Raw genomic sequence first — 14,976 nt, 5'->3', positions numbered from 1 at the left:
TTGCCTGAATGCTTGACCTGATGCAGGAATCCCCGCTTGACCTGATCAGCGGGGCAAGAAAGGAAATCCGTGACTGATACGGACCTCATCACGGCTGGCGAAAGCACCGACGCCGACAAGGTGTCGCACTCCGTGAACTCAGACGCTTCCGATGTCTCGGACGTCAAATCCAATGCGCCGTCCGCTTCGCTGGCGACCATGGTGCTGCCCGAACTGCGCGCACTGGCCAATCGGGCCGGCGTGAAGGGGACGTCGGGCATGCGTAAGAGCGAGCTGATCGCCGCCATCCAGCAGAGCACGGGACAGGCGAACGGCAAGTCCTCCGGTGCCGGCGAGTCGGTGCAGGAATCGGCCAAAGCCGATGCGCCGGCCCAGAATGACACCGCTGCCCAGACCCCGACCGCCCAGGTGATCGCCCCCGAGGCGCCGCCCGCGGAGGTGCCGGACGCTGCCGAGCCGCCCCGCCGGGAACGCCGCGGCGCGTCCCGCCAGGCCGGATCGGCCGGCGGCAACAAGAGTGAGAACTCCGAGGACGCCGGCAAAGAACCGGCCCGCGACAAAGGCGACGCCGACAAAGAGCCCGCCCGCGACAAAGGCGAGCGCGGTCAGAACGAGCGTGGTCAGAACGAGCGCGGCCAGGGCGAGCGTGGTCAGAACGAGCGCGGCCAGGGCGAGCGCGGCCAGAACGAGCGCGGCCAGGGCGAGCGGGGCCAGAAAGACGCCAAGAACGACGAGCGCTCCGCCGACTCGGGCAACGATCAGAGCGGTGACCAGCAGCGCGGCGGAGGCGGCGCCGACGACGACGGCGATGGACGGCAGGGCCGGCGGGGACGCCGCTTCCGTGACCGCCGCCGGCGCGGCGAGCGCACCGGCGAGGCCGGGGAATCCGAACTGCGTGAGGACGACGTCGTTCAACCGGTCGCCGGAATTCTCGACGTCCTGGACAACTACGCGTTCGTTCGCACCTCCGGTTACCTGGCCGGACCGCACGACGTCTACGTGTCGATGAACATGGTGCGCAAGAACGGCCTGCGCCGCGGTGACGCGGTGACCGGCGCGGTACGCGTGCCCAAGGACGGCGAACAGCCCAACCAGCGGCAGAAGTTCAACCCGCTGGTGCGCCTGGACAGCATCAACGGCGGATCGATCGAGGACGCCAAGAAGCGGCCCGAGTTCAGCAAGCTGACGCCGTTGTACCCGAACCAGCGATTGCGTCTGGAGACCACGCCCGATCGCCTTACCACGCGGGTCATCGACCTGATCATGCCGATCGGCAAGGGGCAGCGTGCGCTGATCGTGTCGCCGCCCAAGGCCGGTAAGACGACCATCCTGCAGGACATCGCCAACGCGATCACCCGCAACAACCCCGAGTGCCACCTCATGGTCGTGCTCGTCGACGAACGGCCCGAGGAAGTCACCGACATGACCCGCTCGGTGAAGGGCGAGGTCATCGCCTCGACGTTCGACCGGCCGCCGTCAGACCACACCTCGGTCGCCGAACTGGCCATCGAGCGCGCCAAGCGCCTGGTGGAGCAGGGCAAGGACGTTGTGGTGCTGCTGGACTCGATCACCCGCCTGGGCCGCGCGTACAACAACGCGTCGCCCGCCTCGGGCCGGATCCTGTCCGGTGGTGTCGACTCCACCGCGCTGTACCCGCCGAAGCGATTCCTGGGCGCGGCCCGCAACATCGAAGAGGGCGGCTCGCTGACCATCATCGCGACCGCGATGGTCGAGACCGGATCCACCGGTGACACCGTGATCTTCGAGGAGTTCAAGGGCACCGGTAACGCCGAGCTCAAGCTGGACCGCAAGATCTCCGAACGCCGGGTTTTCCCCGCGGTCGACGTCAACCCGTCGGGCACCCGCAAGGACGAACTGCTGCTCTCCCCGGACGAGTTCGGCATCGTGCACAAGCTGCGCCGGGTGCTGTCGGGTCTGGACTCCCACCAGGCCATCGACCTGCTGATGTCGCAGCTGCGCAAGACGAAGACCAACTACGAGTTCCTGGTGCAGGTGTCCAAGACGACACCTGGCAACATGGACAACGACTAGGTCGGTTCGGCAGCTATCTCGGCGAGCAGCGCCGCCACCACGCCGAAGGCGAAGTACAGCGGTACCAACCACGGCGCGACGCCGAGCAGGCCGTCGTTGCCGTGGGTGTAGCGGAACACGTCGACGGCCACCAGGGCGGCTTCGGCCGCGGGACCGACGACTGCGGCCGCTACCCCGCATACGATCGCGGCGCGATCGCCGAGCACCGACCAGGTGATCGCTGCCATCGTGCTGATCAGCACCGTTGTCACGAACACCGGCGCCGTGTGCGCCAACGCGGTGAAGGCGTAGGCGCCGACGACAGCAGCGACCCCGCCGAATCCCTGGCGTGCGGTCACGGAGGTGCGCGCCGTCCCGAGGTGTAACCGCAGCTCGGCCGACAGGATGGTGGCCATGCCGACGAGGACGGGAAACCAGATCGGGCTCGTCCAGACGAACGGCACACGATGCGCCGCGGGCAGGTACTCGAGAGTCGCGGTGACGACATGACCGTGGTCGCCGATGAGGCCGGCGACGGCCCCGATGGCGAACAGGCCGGCGATGGTGGGCAGCCGCAGTTTCATCAGCTTCTCTTACGTCACGCCGGCGGCTGTTGGCAACGGTTGACGGTGGATCGGATGGCACAGGCCCGGGCGAGTGCGGCGGGCGTCCCGTGCGGAGCAGCGGGAATATGGACACCCACCCCGGCGTTTAGGCTGGCAGCGGTTGACCTGGCATAATCGACGGTCGATCACTCGGAACCACTTCAGGTTCACGAAGCTCGTGTTGGGCCGCCGGACCGATCAGGGTTCCGAGTGGCAGACGATGAAGAGGACAGCATGAAAACTGACATCCATCCCGCGTACGAAGAGACCACCGTGGTCTGCGGTTGCGGGAACTCCTTCACCACCCGCAGCACCAAGCCCGGTGGCCGGATCGTGGCCGAGGTCTGCTCGCAGTGCCACCCCTTCTACACCGGCAAGCAGAAGATCCTCGACAGCGGCGGCCGGGTCGCGCGCTTCGAGAAGCGCTACGGCAAGCGCAACGCGGACAAAGCCGCGGCCGACAAATAGCTGCCTTTCCGACGCCCGAACTGTGCGATCTGCACAGGCCGGGCGTCGGTTCGCGTTCGGGGCAGAGCAGTCAGTAGGGAGGTGACCATGAGCCAGCCGGTGCAGACGATTGACGTCCTGCTCGCCGAGCACGCGGCACTCGAGCAGGCGCTGGCCGATCCCGACCTGCACAGCAAGCCCGACGAAGCGCGCAAAGCGGGGCGCCGCTTCGCGCGGCTGGCACCGATCGTCGCGACCCACCGCAAACTGGTGTCGGCGCGCGAAGACCTGGAGACTGCACGCGAACTGGCCGCCGACGACTCCTCGTTCGCCGACGAGGTCATTGAATTGGAGGCACGCGTCGCCGAGCTGGACACCCAGCTCACCGACATGCTGGCGCCTCGTGACCCGCATGACGCCGACGACATCGTGCTCGAGGTGAAATCCGGTGAAGGGGGCGAGGAGTCGGCCCTGTTCGCCGCCGACCTGGCCAGGATGTACATCCGCTACGCCGAGCGGCACGGCTGGACAGTGACGGTGCTGGGCGAGACCACCTCGGATCTGGGCGGCTACAAGGACGCGACACTGGCCATCGCGAGCAAGGGCGACAGCGCCGACGGGGTGTGGTCGCGGATGAAGTTCGAGGGCGGCGTGCACCGCGTGCAGCGGGTACCGGTGACCGAGTCGCAGGGACGCGTGCACACGTCGGCTGCCGGCGTGCTGGTCTACCCCGAGCCTGAAGAAGTCGGCGAGGTGCAGATCGACGAGTCTGACCTGCGGATCGACGTCTACCGATCCTCGGGTAAAGGCGGGCAGGGCGTGAACACCACCGACTCGGCGGTCCGGATCACCCACCTGCCCACCGGGATCGTCGTCACCTGCCAGAACGAACGCTCGCAGCTGCAGAACAAGACCCGTGCGCTGCAGGTGCTCGCCGCGCGCCTGCAGGTGCTGGCCGAGGAGCAGGCACTCGCCGACGCCTCGGCGGACCGCGCCAGCCAGATCCGCACCGTCGACCGCAGCGAACGCATCCGGACGTACAACTTCCCCGAGAACCGCATCACCGACCACCGGATCGGTTTCAAGTCGCACAACCTCGACCAGGTTCTCGACGGGGACCTGGACGCGTTGTTCGATGCGTTGAGCGAAGCCGACAAGCAGGCTCGGCTACAACAGGCGACGTGAGCCCCCTCCTGCAGGCGATCGACTCCGCTGCGGCGCAACTGGCCGACGCGGGAATCGACTCCGCGCGCTGGGACGCCGAAGAGTTGGCCGCCCATCTGGCCGGCACCGACCGCGGCCGGCTGCGCTTCCTGGAGACACCGGACGACGACTTCTTCGGACGCTTCCGCCACGCCGTGCGCGAGCGCTCCCGGCGAGTCCCGCTGCAGCACCTCATCGGGACGGTCGGCTTCGGGCCCGTGCTGCTGCACGTCGGTCCGGGCGTTTTCATCCCGCGTCCCGAGACCGAATCGATGTTGGAATGGGCTGCGGCGCAATCACTTCCGGCGCAGCCGATGATCGTCGACGCGTGCACCGGCTCCGGCGCCCTGGCCGTTGCGCTGTCGCGGCGGTGGCCTGACGCCCGGGTCATCGGGATCGACGACTCCCAGACGGCCCTGGACTACGCCCGCCGTAACGCCGAGGGCACCGGCGTGGAACTGGTGTGCGCCGACATCGCGACGGACGGTCTGTTGTCCGAACTCGACGGCCGGGTGGACCTGCTGGTCTCGAACCCGCCCTACGTTCCCGACGATGCCGTACTGGAACCCGAAGTGTCCCAACATGATCCGTCACACGCTGTGTTCGGCGGCCCGGATGGCATGGCGGTGATACCGGCCGTCGCCGCGCGCGCCGCGAGGTGGCTGCGCCCCGGCGGCCTGTTCGCCGTCGAGCATGACGACACCACATCGGCGCTGACCGTGGCGTGCCTTGCCGAGACTGGACTTTTCCACCACGTCGAAGCCCGCAACGATCTGGCCGGACGCCCGAGGTTCGTGACGGCACAGAGGCTCGAAGGGGGAGTGGCGCTGGATGGCTGAGGTTTTCGACTGCGCTGACCCCGACCGGCGGGCACGCGGAATCACCGCCGCGGTGGGGGCGCTCAAGGCCGGCCGGCTGGTCGTGATGCCCACCGACACCGTCTACGGGCTCGGGGCCGACGCCTTCGACCGCAGCGCGGTTGACGCGCTGCTGGCGGCCAAGGGTCGCGGTCGCGACATGCCGGTGGGCGTGCTCGTCGGCTCGTGGCACACCATCGAGGGCCTGGTCTACGGCATGCCGGACGGGGCGCGCGACCTGGTCCGGGCGTTCTGGCCGGGCGCACTGAGCCTGGTTGTGTTGCAGGCGCCGTCGCTGCAATGGGATCTCGGCGACGCGCACGGCACCGTGATGCTGCGGATGCCGTTGCATCCGGTTGCCATCGAATTGCTGCGTGAGGTGGGCCCGATGGCGGTCTCCAGCGCCAACGTCTCCGGCCAGCCCGCCGCTGTCGACGCCGCGGAGGCGCGGCGCCAGCTCGGCGACCGCGTCGACGTCTATCTCGATGGCGGACCTGCCGCGCAACAAGCCGCCTCCACGATCGTGGACCTGAGCGGAAGCACCCCGCGCATCCTGCGGGAGGGGCCCGTCAGCACCGCTCGCGTGGCGGACGTGCTGGGCGTCGACGCAGCCACCCTGCTTGAGCCGGCCCCTCCGTCGCCGAAAGTGAACTGACGGCGAAAATCCGGCCCGAATCTCACCCTGAGTTCACGTTCGGCGACCGAAGACGGCTCCAGGCGGCGCGAGGCGGCCGGTTACGACCAAACGGGGCGACCACGGGGACGACCAAACGGGACGACCGAAGGCGAGCGCTCTCAGGTTGGTGAAGTACGGTCTCGACGTGTCCAGCGATGTGGCCAGCCTTGCCGGCGGTTTGCTCGCTCTGTCCGACCGCAGCGCCGGAGTTCCGCTGCGTGAGCTCGCTCTGGTCGGCCTGACCGCCGCCATCATCACCTATTTCGCGACCGGTCCGGTGCGCGTGCTCGCCACCCGCCTCGGTGCCGTCGCCTACCCCCGCGAGCGCGACGTGCACGTGACGCCGACGCCCCGGATGGGCGGCCTGGCGATGTTCCTCGGCGTGGGCTCGGCCGTCTTTCTGGCCTCGCAACTGCCGGCGCTCACCCGGGGCTTCGTCTATTCCACCGGCATGCCGGCCGTGCTGGTCGCCGGCGCGGTGATCATGGGCATCGGTCTGATCGACGACCGGTGGGGTCTGGACGCGCTGACCAAGTTCGCCGGCCAGATCACCGCCGCCAGCGTGCTCGTCACCATGGGAGTGGCCTGGAGCGTGCTGTACATCCCGGTGGGCGGCGTGGGGACCATCGTGCTGGACCAGGCCTCGTCGATCCTGCTGACGCTGGCCCTGACCGTTTCGATCGTCAACGCGATGAACTTCGTCGACGGCCTGGACGGGCTGGCGGCCGGGCTCGGGCTCATCACTGCCCTGGCCATCTGCATGTTCTCGGTGGGTCTGCTGCGCGACCACGGCGGCGACGTGCTTTACTACCCGCCCGCGGTCATCTCGGTGGTCCTCGCGGGTGCCTGCCTGGGCTTCCTGCCGCACAACTTCCACCGGGCCCGCATCTTCATGGGCGACTCCGGATCCATGCTGATCGGCCTGATGTTGGCCGCTGCCTCGACCACCGCCGCCGGCCCGATCTCGCAGAACGCCTACGGCGCTCGCGACGTGTTTGCTCTGCTGTCACCGTTCCTGCTGGTGGTGGCTGTCATGTTCGTGCCGATGCTGGACCTTTTACTGGCGATCGTGCGGCGCACGCGCGCGGGACGCAGTGCCTTCACGCCCGACAAAATGCACCTGCATCACCGGCTGCTGCAGATCGGCCACTCCCATCGCCGGGTGGTGCTGCTCATCTATTTGTGGGTCGGGATCGTCGCCTTCGGCGCCGCGAGCACGATCTTTTTCGACCCCCGCCACACCGCGGCAGTGATGCTCGGAGCAATCGCCGTCGCGGGCGTCGCGACGGTGATTCCGCTGCTGCGCCGCCGCGACGACTACTACGACGATCAGTAGTAGATCGGGCTTCCGTGTGGTACGGTGCTGGTAGAACCCCGAAATAAACCTCGCGGGTTGCCGGTTCCCCGGCCCGTCGGATGGGTTTCCGGTGCCGCCGGCGCTAGACCGACACAGGGAGCTACCCCTTGGGTAAATCCAGCGTGACCCTTGCGATACGCTCGGCGGGCCACGGATCAGTCGATCGCGTGGTTTCCGCTCCACCAACCTTGGATTGAGGTGCTGCAGTGACGACACCAGCGCAGGACGCGCCGTTGGTGTTTCCCGCTGTTGCGTTCCGTCCCGTACGGCTGTTCCTCATCAGCTTGGGAGTGACGGCGGTGGCGACCCTGGTCGCCGGCTACGCCGGTCATCCGGTGGTCGGGGCGTTCTTTGGTATCGGTTTGCTGCTGGGTTTGCTCAACGCGCTCATGGTGCGGCGCTCGGTGGAGTCGATCACCGCGCGCGATCACCCGCTGAAGCGGTCGATGGCCATCAATTCGGCCTCCCGCGTCGCGATCATCACCATCCTGGCGCTGATCATCGCCTTCATATTCCGGCCCGAAGGTTTGGGCGTGGTGTTCGGCCTGGCACTCTTCCAGGTGCTACTGGTGGCATCGACCGCGCTGCCGGTCTGGAAGAAGCTGCGGACCGGCGAGGCCGACGGCCCGCTCGAGGGCCAAGCGGGTGCACAAGAGGGTGCAGTAGTGACTGGATCAGAAGGCACGGAAGGGAGGAGCGCCGGCGATGACTGAGTCGATCCTGGCCGCTCAGATCGAGGTCGGCGAGCACCACACCGCCACCTGGTTTGGTCTGACAGTCAACACCGACACCATACTGTCGACGGCGATTGCCGCGCTGATCGTGATCGCGCTGGCGTTCTACCTGAAGTCCAAGGTCACGTCGACCGACGTGCCCGGCGGTGTGCAGCTGTTCTTCGAGGCGATCACCATCCAGATGCGCAGCCAGGTCGAGTCCGCCATCGGCATGCGGATCGCGCCGTTCGTGCTGCCGCTCGCAGTGACCATCTTCGTATTCATCCTGATCTCCAACTGGCTGTCGGTGCTGCCGCTGCAGTACACCGACAAAGAAGGCAAGACCACCGAGTTGCTCTCGTCGGCTGCGGCTGACATCAACTACGTGCTGGCGCTGGCCCTGTTCGTCTTCGTCTGCTACCACGCGGCCGGCATCTGGCGCCGCGGCATCGTCGGGCACCCGATCAAGGTGCTCAAGGGCCACGTGGCGATCCTGGCCCCGATCAACGTCGTCGAGGAACTGGCCAAGCCGATTTCGTTGTCGCTGCGACTCTTTGGCAACATCTTCGCCGGCGGCATCCTGGTCGCGCTGATCGCGCTCTTCCCGCCGTACGTGATGTGGCTGCCGAACGCGATCTGGAAGTCGTTCGACCTTTTCGTCGGCGCCATCCAGGCCTTCATCTTCGCGCTGTTGACGATCCTTTACTTCAGCCAGGCGATGGAACTAGAAGAGGACCACCACTAAAAAAATCCTGGTAAACCGCTACCAGAGTTATCAAGGAGGATAAAAATGGACCCCACTATCGCAGCCGGCGCCCTCATCGGCGGTGGACTGATCATGGCCGGTGGCGCCATCGGTGCCGGTATCGGTGACGGTGTTGCCGGTAACGCGCTGATCTCCGGTGTCGCCCGTCAGCCTGAGGCACAGGGACGTCTGTTCACCCCGTTCTTCATCACGGTCGGTCTGGTCGAAGCCGCGTACTTCATCAACCTGGCGTTCATGGCGCTATTCGTCTTCGCCACGCCCGTCAAGTAATTCGCTGTGATGGGTGACCCGACCTCTCTTGCTTCGGCTGTGAGTTTCGCAGCAGAGGAAGGCGGCCAAAGCAACTTCCTCATCCCGAACGGCACCTTCTTCTTCGTGCTGGCCATCTTCTTGGTGGTGCTCGGAGTGATCGGCACTTTCGTGGTGCCGCCGATCCTGAAGGTGCTCAAGGAACGCGACGCCATGGTCGCCAAGACCCAGGCCGACAGCAAGAAGGCGGCCGAGCAGTTCGCCGCCGCCGAAGCCGACTACGAGAAGGCCTTGAAAGAAGCCCGTGTCGAAGCGGGCGCCTTCCGCGACAACGCGCGGACAGAGGGTCGCAAGGTCATCGACGACGCGCGGGCGGACGCCGAGCAGCAGGTCGCAGAAATGCTGGCCCAGGCCAACGAGCAATTGAAGCGGGAGCGCGACGCCGTGGAACTTGATCTGCGTGCCAACGTCGGCACCATCTCGGCGACCCTGGCCTCTCGGGTGCTCGGCGTCGAAGTCAGCCCATCGACCTCAGAAGCGACTTCGAAAGCGACGAGGTAGCCACTAAATGTCGACATTTATCGGACAGCTGATCGGGTTCGCGGCCATCGTGCTGCTGGTCTGGCGGTATGTCGTTCCGCCGGTCCGACGGCTCATGACTGCCCGCCAGGAGACTGTGCGCCAGCAGTTGGAAGACTCGGCGAAGGCAGCCAAGCGCCTCACCGAGTCGACCACGGCGCACAGCAAGGCCGTGCAAGCCGCGAAGGAAGAGGCTGCGCAGCTCGTCGAAGAGGCCAAGTCCGACTCGGAGCGCATCGAGGAACAGATGCGGGCCCAGGCCGAGAGCGAGGCGGAACGCATCAAGGCCCAGGGAGCCCGTCAGACCGAACTGCTGCGGGCGCAGCTGACCCGCCAGCTCCGGCTGGAGCTCGGTCACGAATCGGTGCGCCAGGCAAGCGATTTGGTGCGCAGCTACGTGGCCGACGCCCAGCAGCAGGCATCGACGGTCGATCGTTTCCTCGATGAACTCGACGACATGGCGCCCGAACCGGTCGAGGTCGAGTACCCGGTGCTGGCCAGGATGCGTTCGGCCAGCCGGCGCGCGGTGAGCAATCTGGTGGACCGATTCAACTCGCTCGCCGAAGATCTCGACAACAAGGGCTTGACCACTCTGTCCGACGAACTGGTGTCGGTGGCCAAGATCTTGAACCAGGAGGTCGTGGTCACCCGCTACCTCACCGTTCCGGCTGAAGACGCGTCACCCCGGGTCAAACTGATCGAGCGGCTGCTCGAGGGCAAAGTCGGTGACCCCACCCTCGACGTGCTGCGGACCGCGGTGTCCGAGCGCTGGTCGGCGAACGGAGACCTGGTCGACGCCATCGAGCACGTCTCGCGCCAGGCGCTGCTCGCGGTCGCCGAGAAGGACGGCAGCGTCGACGAAGTCGAAGACCAGTTGTTCCGGTTCTCCCGCATCCTCGACGCACAGCCGCGGCTCGGGATTCTGCTCGGTGACTACACGACCGACGCGGACCGGCGAGTCGGGTTGCTGCGCAAGGTACTCGACAGCTCGGGCAGCGACGTGAACCCGGTTTCGCTCGCGCTGCTGTCCCAGACGGTCGAGCTGCTGCGGGGTGTGCCGGCCGAAGAAGCCGTACTGCTGCTCGCCCAGGTGGCGGTAGCCCGCCGCGGCGAAGTGGTGGCGCAGGTCAGTGCTGCCGCAGAACTCAGCGACACCCAGCGCACCCGGCTCAGTGAGGTGCTCAGCCGCATTTACGGCCACCCGGTGGCGGTCCAGCTCCAGGTCGATTCCGACCTGCTTGGCGGTCTGCTCATCTCGGTGGGCGACGAGGTGATCGACGGCACGCTCAAGTCACGGTTGGCCGCTGCCGAAGCCCAGTTGCCTGACTGATTCAAAGCCCGACGGAAACCCGACCTAGTCAACACAACGAAGTAGGAAGACGAAAAGCCATGGCCGAGTTGACAATCTCCGCTGATGCCATCCAGAGCGCCATCGAAGAATACGTAGAGTCCTTCACCGCCGACACCTCGCGCGAGGAAGTCGGCACCGTGGTGGATGCCGGAGACGGTATCGCGCACGTCGAAGGGTTGCCGTCCGTGATGACCCAGGAACTGTTGGAGTTCCCCGGTGGAGTCCTCGGCGTCGCCCTGAACCTCGACGAGCACAGCGTCGGCGCCGTTATCCTCGGTGACTTCGAGAAGATCGAAGAGGGCCAGCAGGTCAAGCGGACCGGTGACGTGCTGTCGGTGCCGGTCGGCGATGCCTTCCTGGGTCGTGTGGTCAACCCCCTCGGTCAGCCGATCGACGGTGGCGGCGACATCGAGACCGACACCCGCCGTGCGCTGGAACTGCAGGCCCCGTCGGTGGTCGAGCGGCAGAGTGTGAAAGAGCCGCTGCAGACCGGCATCAAGGCCATCGACGCCATGACCCCGATCGGGCGTGGCCAGCGGCAGTTGATCATCGGTGACCGCAAGACGGGCAAGACCGCCGTCTGTGTCGACACCATCCTGAACCAGCGGCAGAACTGGGAGACCGGCGACGAGAAGAAGCAGGTCCGCTGCGTCTACGTCGCAATCGGCCAGAAGGGCACCACCATCGCTTCCGTCCGGCGCGCGCTGGACGAAGGCGGCGCGATGGACTACACCACTATCGTCGCGGCACCCGCTTCCGATTCGGCCGGCTTCAAATGGCTTGCGCCCTACACGGGTTCGGCCATCGCCCAGCACTGGATGTACGAGGGCAAGCACGTTCTGATCGTCTTCGACGACTTGACCAAGCAGGCCGAGGCCTACCGCGCGATCTCGCTGCTGCTGCGCCGTCCGCCGGGCCGCGAGGCCTACCCGGGCGACGTGTTCTACCTGCACTCGCGGCTCCTGGAGCGTTGCGCCAAGCTGTCCGACGAGCTCGGCGGCGGTTCGCTGACCGGTCTGCCGATCATCGAGACCAAGGCAAATGACATCTCGGCCTACATCCCCACCAACGTCATCTCGATCACCGACGGACAGTGCTTCCTGGAGAGCGACCTGTTCAACCAGGGTGTCCGGCCGGCCATCAACGTCGGTGTGTCGGTGTCCCGAGTCGGTGGTGCCGCCCAGATCAAGGCGATGAAAGAGGTGGCGGGCTCGCTGCGTCTGGACCTGTCGCAGTACCGCGAGCTGGAATCCTTCGCCGCGTTCGCGTCCGACCTGGACGAGACGTCGAAGAAGCAGCTGGCGCGTGGTGAGCGGTTGGTCGAGTTGCTCAAGCAGCCGCAGTTCGCCCCGTTGCCCGTTGAGGAGCAGGTGGTTTCGATCTTCCTGGGCACCGGCGGTCACCTCGACTCGGTGCCGGTGGAGGACGTCAAGCGCTTCGAAGCCGAGCTGCTCGACCACATGCGAGCCTCCGAGGAGAAGTTCCTCGAAGGCATCCGCAGCAGCGGCAAGCTCGGTGAGGAAGACGAGGAAAAGCTCACCGAGATCATCAACAAGTTCAAGAAGGGCTTCGCGGCCAGCTCTGGCGAGTCGGTGGTTCCTGACGAGCACGTCGAGGCGATGGACGAAGAGGAACTCGGCAAGGAGTCGGTGAAGGTCAAGAAGGAGAAGCCCAAAAAGGACTCCAAGAAGGACAAGAAGTAGCTAACAATGGCTGCCACACTTCGCGAACTACGCGGACGAATTAAGTCGGCGGGGTCGATCAAGAAGATCACCAAGGCCCAGGAGCTCATCGCCACATCGCGCATCGGAAAGGCGCAGGCGCGGCTGGAATCGGCCCGCCCCTACGCCTTTCAGATCACGTCGATGCTCACCACGCTGTCCGCCGAGGCCGCACTGGACCACCCGCTGCTCGTCGAGCGGGAGAACCCCAGGCGGGCCGGTGTGTTGGTGGTGTCGTCCGACCGCGGTCTGTGCGGCGCCTACAACTCGAGCATCTTCCGTCGCTCCGAGGAACTCTTTTCGCTGCTGCGGGAAGAGGGCAAGGACCCGGTGTTGTACACGGTGGGTCGAAAAGCCTTGAACTACTTCTCGTTCCGCAACTGGGACATCAAAGAGTCGTGGACCGGCTTCTCCGAGCAGCCCCAGGTGGAGAACGCCTCGGAGATCGCCGAGACCTTGGTCGAGGCGTTCATGGCCGGCACCGGCGACGACGAGGACGAGGAGGGGCAGGGCGTCGACGAACTGCACATCGTCTTCTCCGAGTTCAAGTCGATGATGTCGCAGACCGCTGTCGCCCACCGCATTGCGCCGTTGGTGGTGGAGTACGTCGAAGAAGACACCGGCCCGCACACGCTGTACTCGTTCGAGCCGGACGCGACGACGCTGTTCGAGGCGCTGCTGCCGCGGTACCTGACCACCCGGGTCTATGCGGCCCTGCTCGAATCGGCGGCTTCGGAACTCGCGTCGCGCCAGCGCGCCATGAAATCGGCGACGGACAACGCCGACGACCTCATCAAGGACCTGACGTTGCAAGCCAACCGCGAGCGGCAGGCCCAGATCACCCAAGAGATCAGCGAAATCGTCGGTGGCGCAAACGCGCTCGCCGACGCCTCCAAGTAAGCCCACGAGGAAGCGAAAAAATATGACTGCTGTAGACGAGAAGACTGACAAGAAGTCGGGCTCCGACACCAACGGGCGCGTGGTTCGGATCACCGGCCCCGTCGTCGACGTCGAGTTTCCGCGGGGCTCCATTCCGGAATTGTTCAACGCGCTGCACGCCGACATCCCGTTCGAATCGCTGAAGAAGACGCTGACGCTGGAGGTGGCGCAGCACCTCGGTGACAACCTGGTGCGCACCATTTCGCTGCAGCCCACCGACGGCCTGGTGCGCGGGACCGAGGTCACCGACACGGGAGCCTCGATCTCGGTGCCGGTGGGCGAGCAGGTCAAGGGCCACGTCTTCAACGCACTGGGCTACTGCCTGGACGACCCAGGCTACGGAGAAGACTTCGACCACTGGTCGATTCACCGGAAGCCGCCGAAATTCGAAGACCTCGAGCCTCGCACCGAGATGCTCGAAACCGGCCTCAAGGTCGTCGACCTGCTGACTCCCTACGTGCGTGGAGGCAAGATCGCCCTGTTCGGTGGTGCCGGCGTGGGCAAGACCGTGCTCATCCAGGAGATGATCAACCGTATCGCCCGGAACTTCGGTGGTACCTCGGTGTTCGCCGGCGTGGGGGAGCGCACCCGTGAGGGCAACGACCTGTGGGTCGAGCTCAAGGAAGCAGACGTGCTCAAGGACACCGCTCTGGTGTTCGGTCAGATGGACGAGCCGCCCGGCACCCGTATGCGGGTCGCACTGTCCGCGCTGACCATGGCCGAGTGGTTCCGCGACGAAGCCGGCCAGGACGTGCTGCTGTTCATCGACAACATCTTCCGGTTCACCCAGGCCGGCTCGGAGGTGTCGACCCTGCTCGGTCGTATGCCGTCCGCCGTGGGTTACCAGCCGACGCTGGCCGACGAGATGGGTGAACTGCAGGAGCGCATCACCTCGACCCGTGGCCGGTCCATCACCTCGATGCAGGCCGTCTACGTGCCCGCCGACGACTACACCGACCCGGCGCCGGCCACCACGTTCGCCCACCTGGACGCCACCACCGAGCTTTCCCGGTCGGTGTTCTCCAAGGGCATCTTCCCCGCGGTGGACCCGCTGGCATCGAGCTCGACCATCCTCGACCCCAGCGTCGTGGGCGACGAGCACTACCGGGTGGCGCAGGAAGTCATCCGAATCCTGCAGCGCTACAAGGACCTTCAGGACATCATCGCGATTCTCGGTATCGACGAGCTGTCCGAGGAGGACAAGCAGCTGGTCAACCGGGCGCGCCGCATCGAGCGGTTCCTGTCGCAGAACATGATGGCGGCCGAGCAGTTCACCGGCCAGCCGGGTTCGACGGTTCCGGTCAAGGAGACCATCGAGGCGTTCGACCGGCTCGCCAAGGGCGACTTCGACCACGTGCCTGAGCAGGCGTTCTTCCTCATCGGTGGCCTCGACGACTTGGCCAAGAAGGCCGAGACCTTCGACGTCAAGCTATGACTTCAGCTATGAGAAAGACTCCGGGTCTGACCGGGAAAGATACGAAG

15 protein-coding genes are annotated in these 14,976 nt (G+C 66.1%); 14 read left to right on the top strand and 1 reads right to left on the bottom strand.

Annotated elements, in window-relative coordinates; genetic code table 11:
* The first annotated feature begins 69 nt into the window (after positions 1–69).
* Positions 70–2,052, top strand: coding sequence for a transcription termination factor Rho (gene rho / locus QXK92_RS22040; protein ID WP_371934578.1), 1,983 nt, complete (start codon positions 70–72; stop codon positions 2,050–2,052).
* Here the strand turns inward: rho and QXK92_RS22035 are convergent.
* Positions 2,049–2,615, bottom strand: a complete 567-nt coding sequence (locus QXK92_RS22035) for a hypothetical protein (RefSeq protein WP_306245214.1) — start codon at positions 2,613–2,615, stop codon at positions 2,049–2,051. The genes rho and QXK92_RS22035 overlap by 4 nt on opposite strands.
* 255 nt (positions 2,616–2,870) lie before the next feature.
* On the opposite strand from QXK92_RS22035, the gene rpmE reads away from it, so the two are divergent.
* The 13 genes from rpmE (at position 2,871) to atpD (ending at position 14,929) form a co-directional block, all read left to right on the top strand.
* A complete protein-coding gene (gene rpmE, locus QXK92_RS22030) occupies positions 2,871–3,104 on the top strand; it encodes a 50S ribosomal protein L31 (RefSeq protein ID WP_055580753.1) in 234 nt (77 codons plus the stop codon).
* Between the two features lie 87 nt (positions 3,105–3,191).
* Positions 3,192–4,268: a peptide chain release factor 1 gene (prfA, locus tag QXK92_RS22025; protein WP_306245211.1), complete on the top strand. Its 1,077-nt coding sequence runs from the start codon at positions 3,192–3,194 to the stop codon at positions 4,266–4,268.
* The gene (gene prmC / locus QXK92_RS22020) at positions 4,265–5,125 is read left to right on the top strand and encodes a peptide chain release factor N(5)-glutamine methyltransferase (RefSeq protein ID WP_306245209.1); all 861 of its coding nucleotides are present in this window, start codon (positions 4,265–4,267) and stop codon (positions 5,123–5,125) included. Before prfA ends, prmC begins: the two co-directional genes overlap by 4 nt.
* Positions 5,118–5,798 (top strand): L-threonylcarbamoyladenylate synthase, encoded by a 681-nt coding sequence (locus tag QXK92_RS22015; RefSeq protein WP_306245208.1) that lies wholly within the window; start codon positions 5,118–5,120, stop codon positions 5,796–5,798. The genes prmC and QXK92_RS22015 overlap by 8 nt, the downstream gene beginning before the upstream one ends.
* 148 nt (positions 5,799–5,946) lie before the next feature.
* On the top strand, positions 5,947–7,155 hold the full coding sequence (rfe, locus tag QXK92_RS22010) for a UDP-N-acetylglucosamine--decaprenyl-phosphate N-acetylglucosaminephosphotransferase (protein ID WP_306245207.1): 1,209 nt from the start codon (positions 5,947–5,949) through the stop codon (positions 7,153–7,155).
* 227 nt (positions 7,156–7,382) lie between these two features.
* Positions 7,383–7,889: an ATP synthase subunit I gene (locus tag QXK92_RS22005; protein WP_306245205.1), complete on the top strand. Its 507-nt coding sequence runs from the start codon at positions 7,383–7,385 to the stop codon at positions 7,887–7,889.
* Positions 7,882–8,634: a F0F1 ATP synthase subunit A gene (gene atpB, locus QXK92_RS22000; protein ID WP_306245203.1), complete on the top strand. Its 753-nt coding sequence runs from the start codon at positions 7,882–7,884 to the stop codon at positions 8,632–8,634. The genes QXK92_RS22005 and atpB overlap by 8 nt, the downstream gene beginning before the upstream one ends.
* Positions 8,635–8,679: 45 nt before the next feature.
* Positions 8,680–8,925 carry a F0F1 ATP synthase subunit C gene (locus QXK92_RS21995; protein WP_003406686.1) on the top strand — a complete coding sequence of 82 codons (246 nt, stop codon included), beginning with the start codon at positions 8,680–8,682 and terminating at the stop codon, positions 8,923–8,925.
* A 9-nt stretch (positions 8,926–8,934) separates the two neighbouring features.
* A complete protein-coding gene (locus QXK92_RS21990; RefSeq protein ID WP_306245202.1) occupies positions 8,935–9,465 on the top strand; it encodes a F0F1 ATP synthase subunit B in 531 nt (176 codons plus the stop codon).
* Positions 9,466–9,472: 7 nt separating this feature from the next.
* The gene (locus tag QXK92_RS21985) at positions 9,473–10,813 is read left to right on the top strand and encodes a F0F1 ATP synthase subunit B/delta (protein WP_306245200.1); all 1,341 of its coding nucleotides are present in this window, start codon (positions 9,473–9,475) and stop codon (positions 10,811–10,813) included.
* A 59-nt stretch (positions 10,814–10,872) separates the two neighbouring features.
* A complete protein-coding gene (gene atpA / locus QXK92_RS21980; RefSeq protein ID WP_306245199.1) occupies positions 10,873–12,537 on the top strand; it encodes a F0F1 ATP synthase subunit alpha in 1,665 nt (554 codons plus the stop codon).
* 6 nt (positions 12,538–12,543) lie between these two features.
* Positions 12,544–13,455, top strand: coding sequence for a F0F1 ATP synthase subunit gamma (locus QXK92_RS21975; protein ID WP_306245197.1), 912 nt, complete (start codon positions 12,544–12,546; stop codon positions 13,453–13,455).
* Positions 13,456–13,477: 22 nt separating this feature from the next.
* On the top strand, positions 13,478–14,929 hold the full coding sequence (gene atpD, locus QXK92_RS21970; protein WP_306245195.1) for a F0F1 ATP synthase subunit beta: 1,452 nt from the start codon (positions 13,478–13,480) through the stop codon (positions 14,927–14,929).
* Positions 14,930–14,976: the final 47 nt, after the last annotated feature.

Origin of the sequence: Mycobacterium sp. TY815 (genome assembly GCF_030755135.1) — a bacterium.
Classification (GTDB): Bacteria; Actinomycetota; Actinomycetes; order Mycobacteriales; family Mycobacteriaceae; genus Mycobacterium.
The sequence above is the reverse complement of the archived record's forward strand: the minus strand, read 5'-3'. Positions and strand labels throughout refer to the sequence as shown.

Excerpts from the sequence above, each read along its gene's own strand:
- QXK92_RS22035 (WP_306245214.1), bottom strand. The coding sequence starts at position 2,615 with ATGAAACTGCGGCTGCCCACCATCGCCGGCCTGTTCGCCATCGGGGCC.
- rpmE (WP_055580753.1), top strand. The coding sequence starts at position 2,871 with ATGAAAACTGACATCCATCCCGCGTACGAAGAGACCACCGTGGTCTGC.
- prfA (WP_306245211.1), top strand. The coding sequence starts at position 3,192 with ATGAGCCAGCCGGTGCAGACGATTGACGTCCTGCTCGCCGAGCACGCG.
- QXK92_RS22015 (WP_306245208.1), top strand. The coding sequence starts at position 5,118 with ATGGCTGAGGTTTTCGACTGCGCTGACCCCGACCGGCGGGCACGCGGA.
- atpB (WP_306245203.1), top strand. The coding sequence starts at position 7,882 with ATGACTGAGTCGATCCTGGCCGCTCAGATCGAGGTCGGCGAGCACCAC.
- QXK92_RS21995 (WP_003406686.1), top strand. The coding sequence starts at position 8,680 with ATGGACCCCACTATCGCAGCCGGCGCCCTCATCGGCGGTGGACTGATC.
- QXK92_RS21990 (WP_306245202.1), top strand. The coding sequence starts at position 8,935 with ATGGGTGACCCGACCTCTCTTGCTTCGGCTGTGAGTTTCGCAGCAGAG.
- QXK92_RS21985 (WP_306245200.1), top strand. The coding sequence starts at position 9,473 with ATGTCGACATTTATCGGACAGCTGATCGGGTTCGCGGCCATCGTGCTG.
- atpA (WP_306245199.1), top strand. The coding sequence starts at position 10,873 with ATGGCCGAGTTGACAATCTCCGCTGATGCCATCCAGAGCGCCATCGAA.
- QXK92_RS21975 (WP_306245197.1), top strand. The coding sequence starts at position 12,544 with ATGGCTGCCACACTTCGCGAACTACGCGGACGAATTAAGTCGGCGGGG.
- atpD (WP_306245195.1), top strand. The coding sequence starts at position 13,478 with ATGACTGCTGTAGACGAGAAGACTGACAAGAAGTCGGGCTCCGACACC.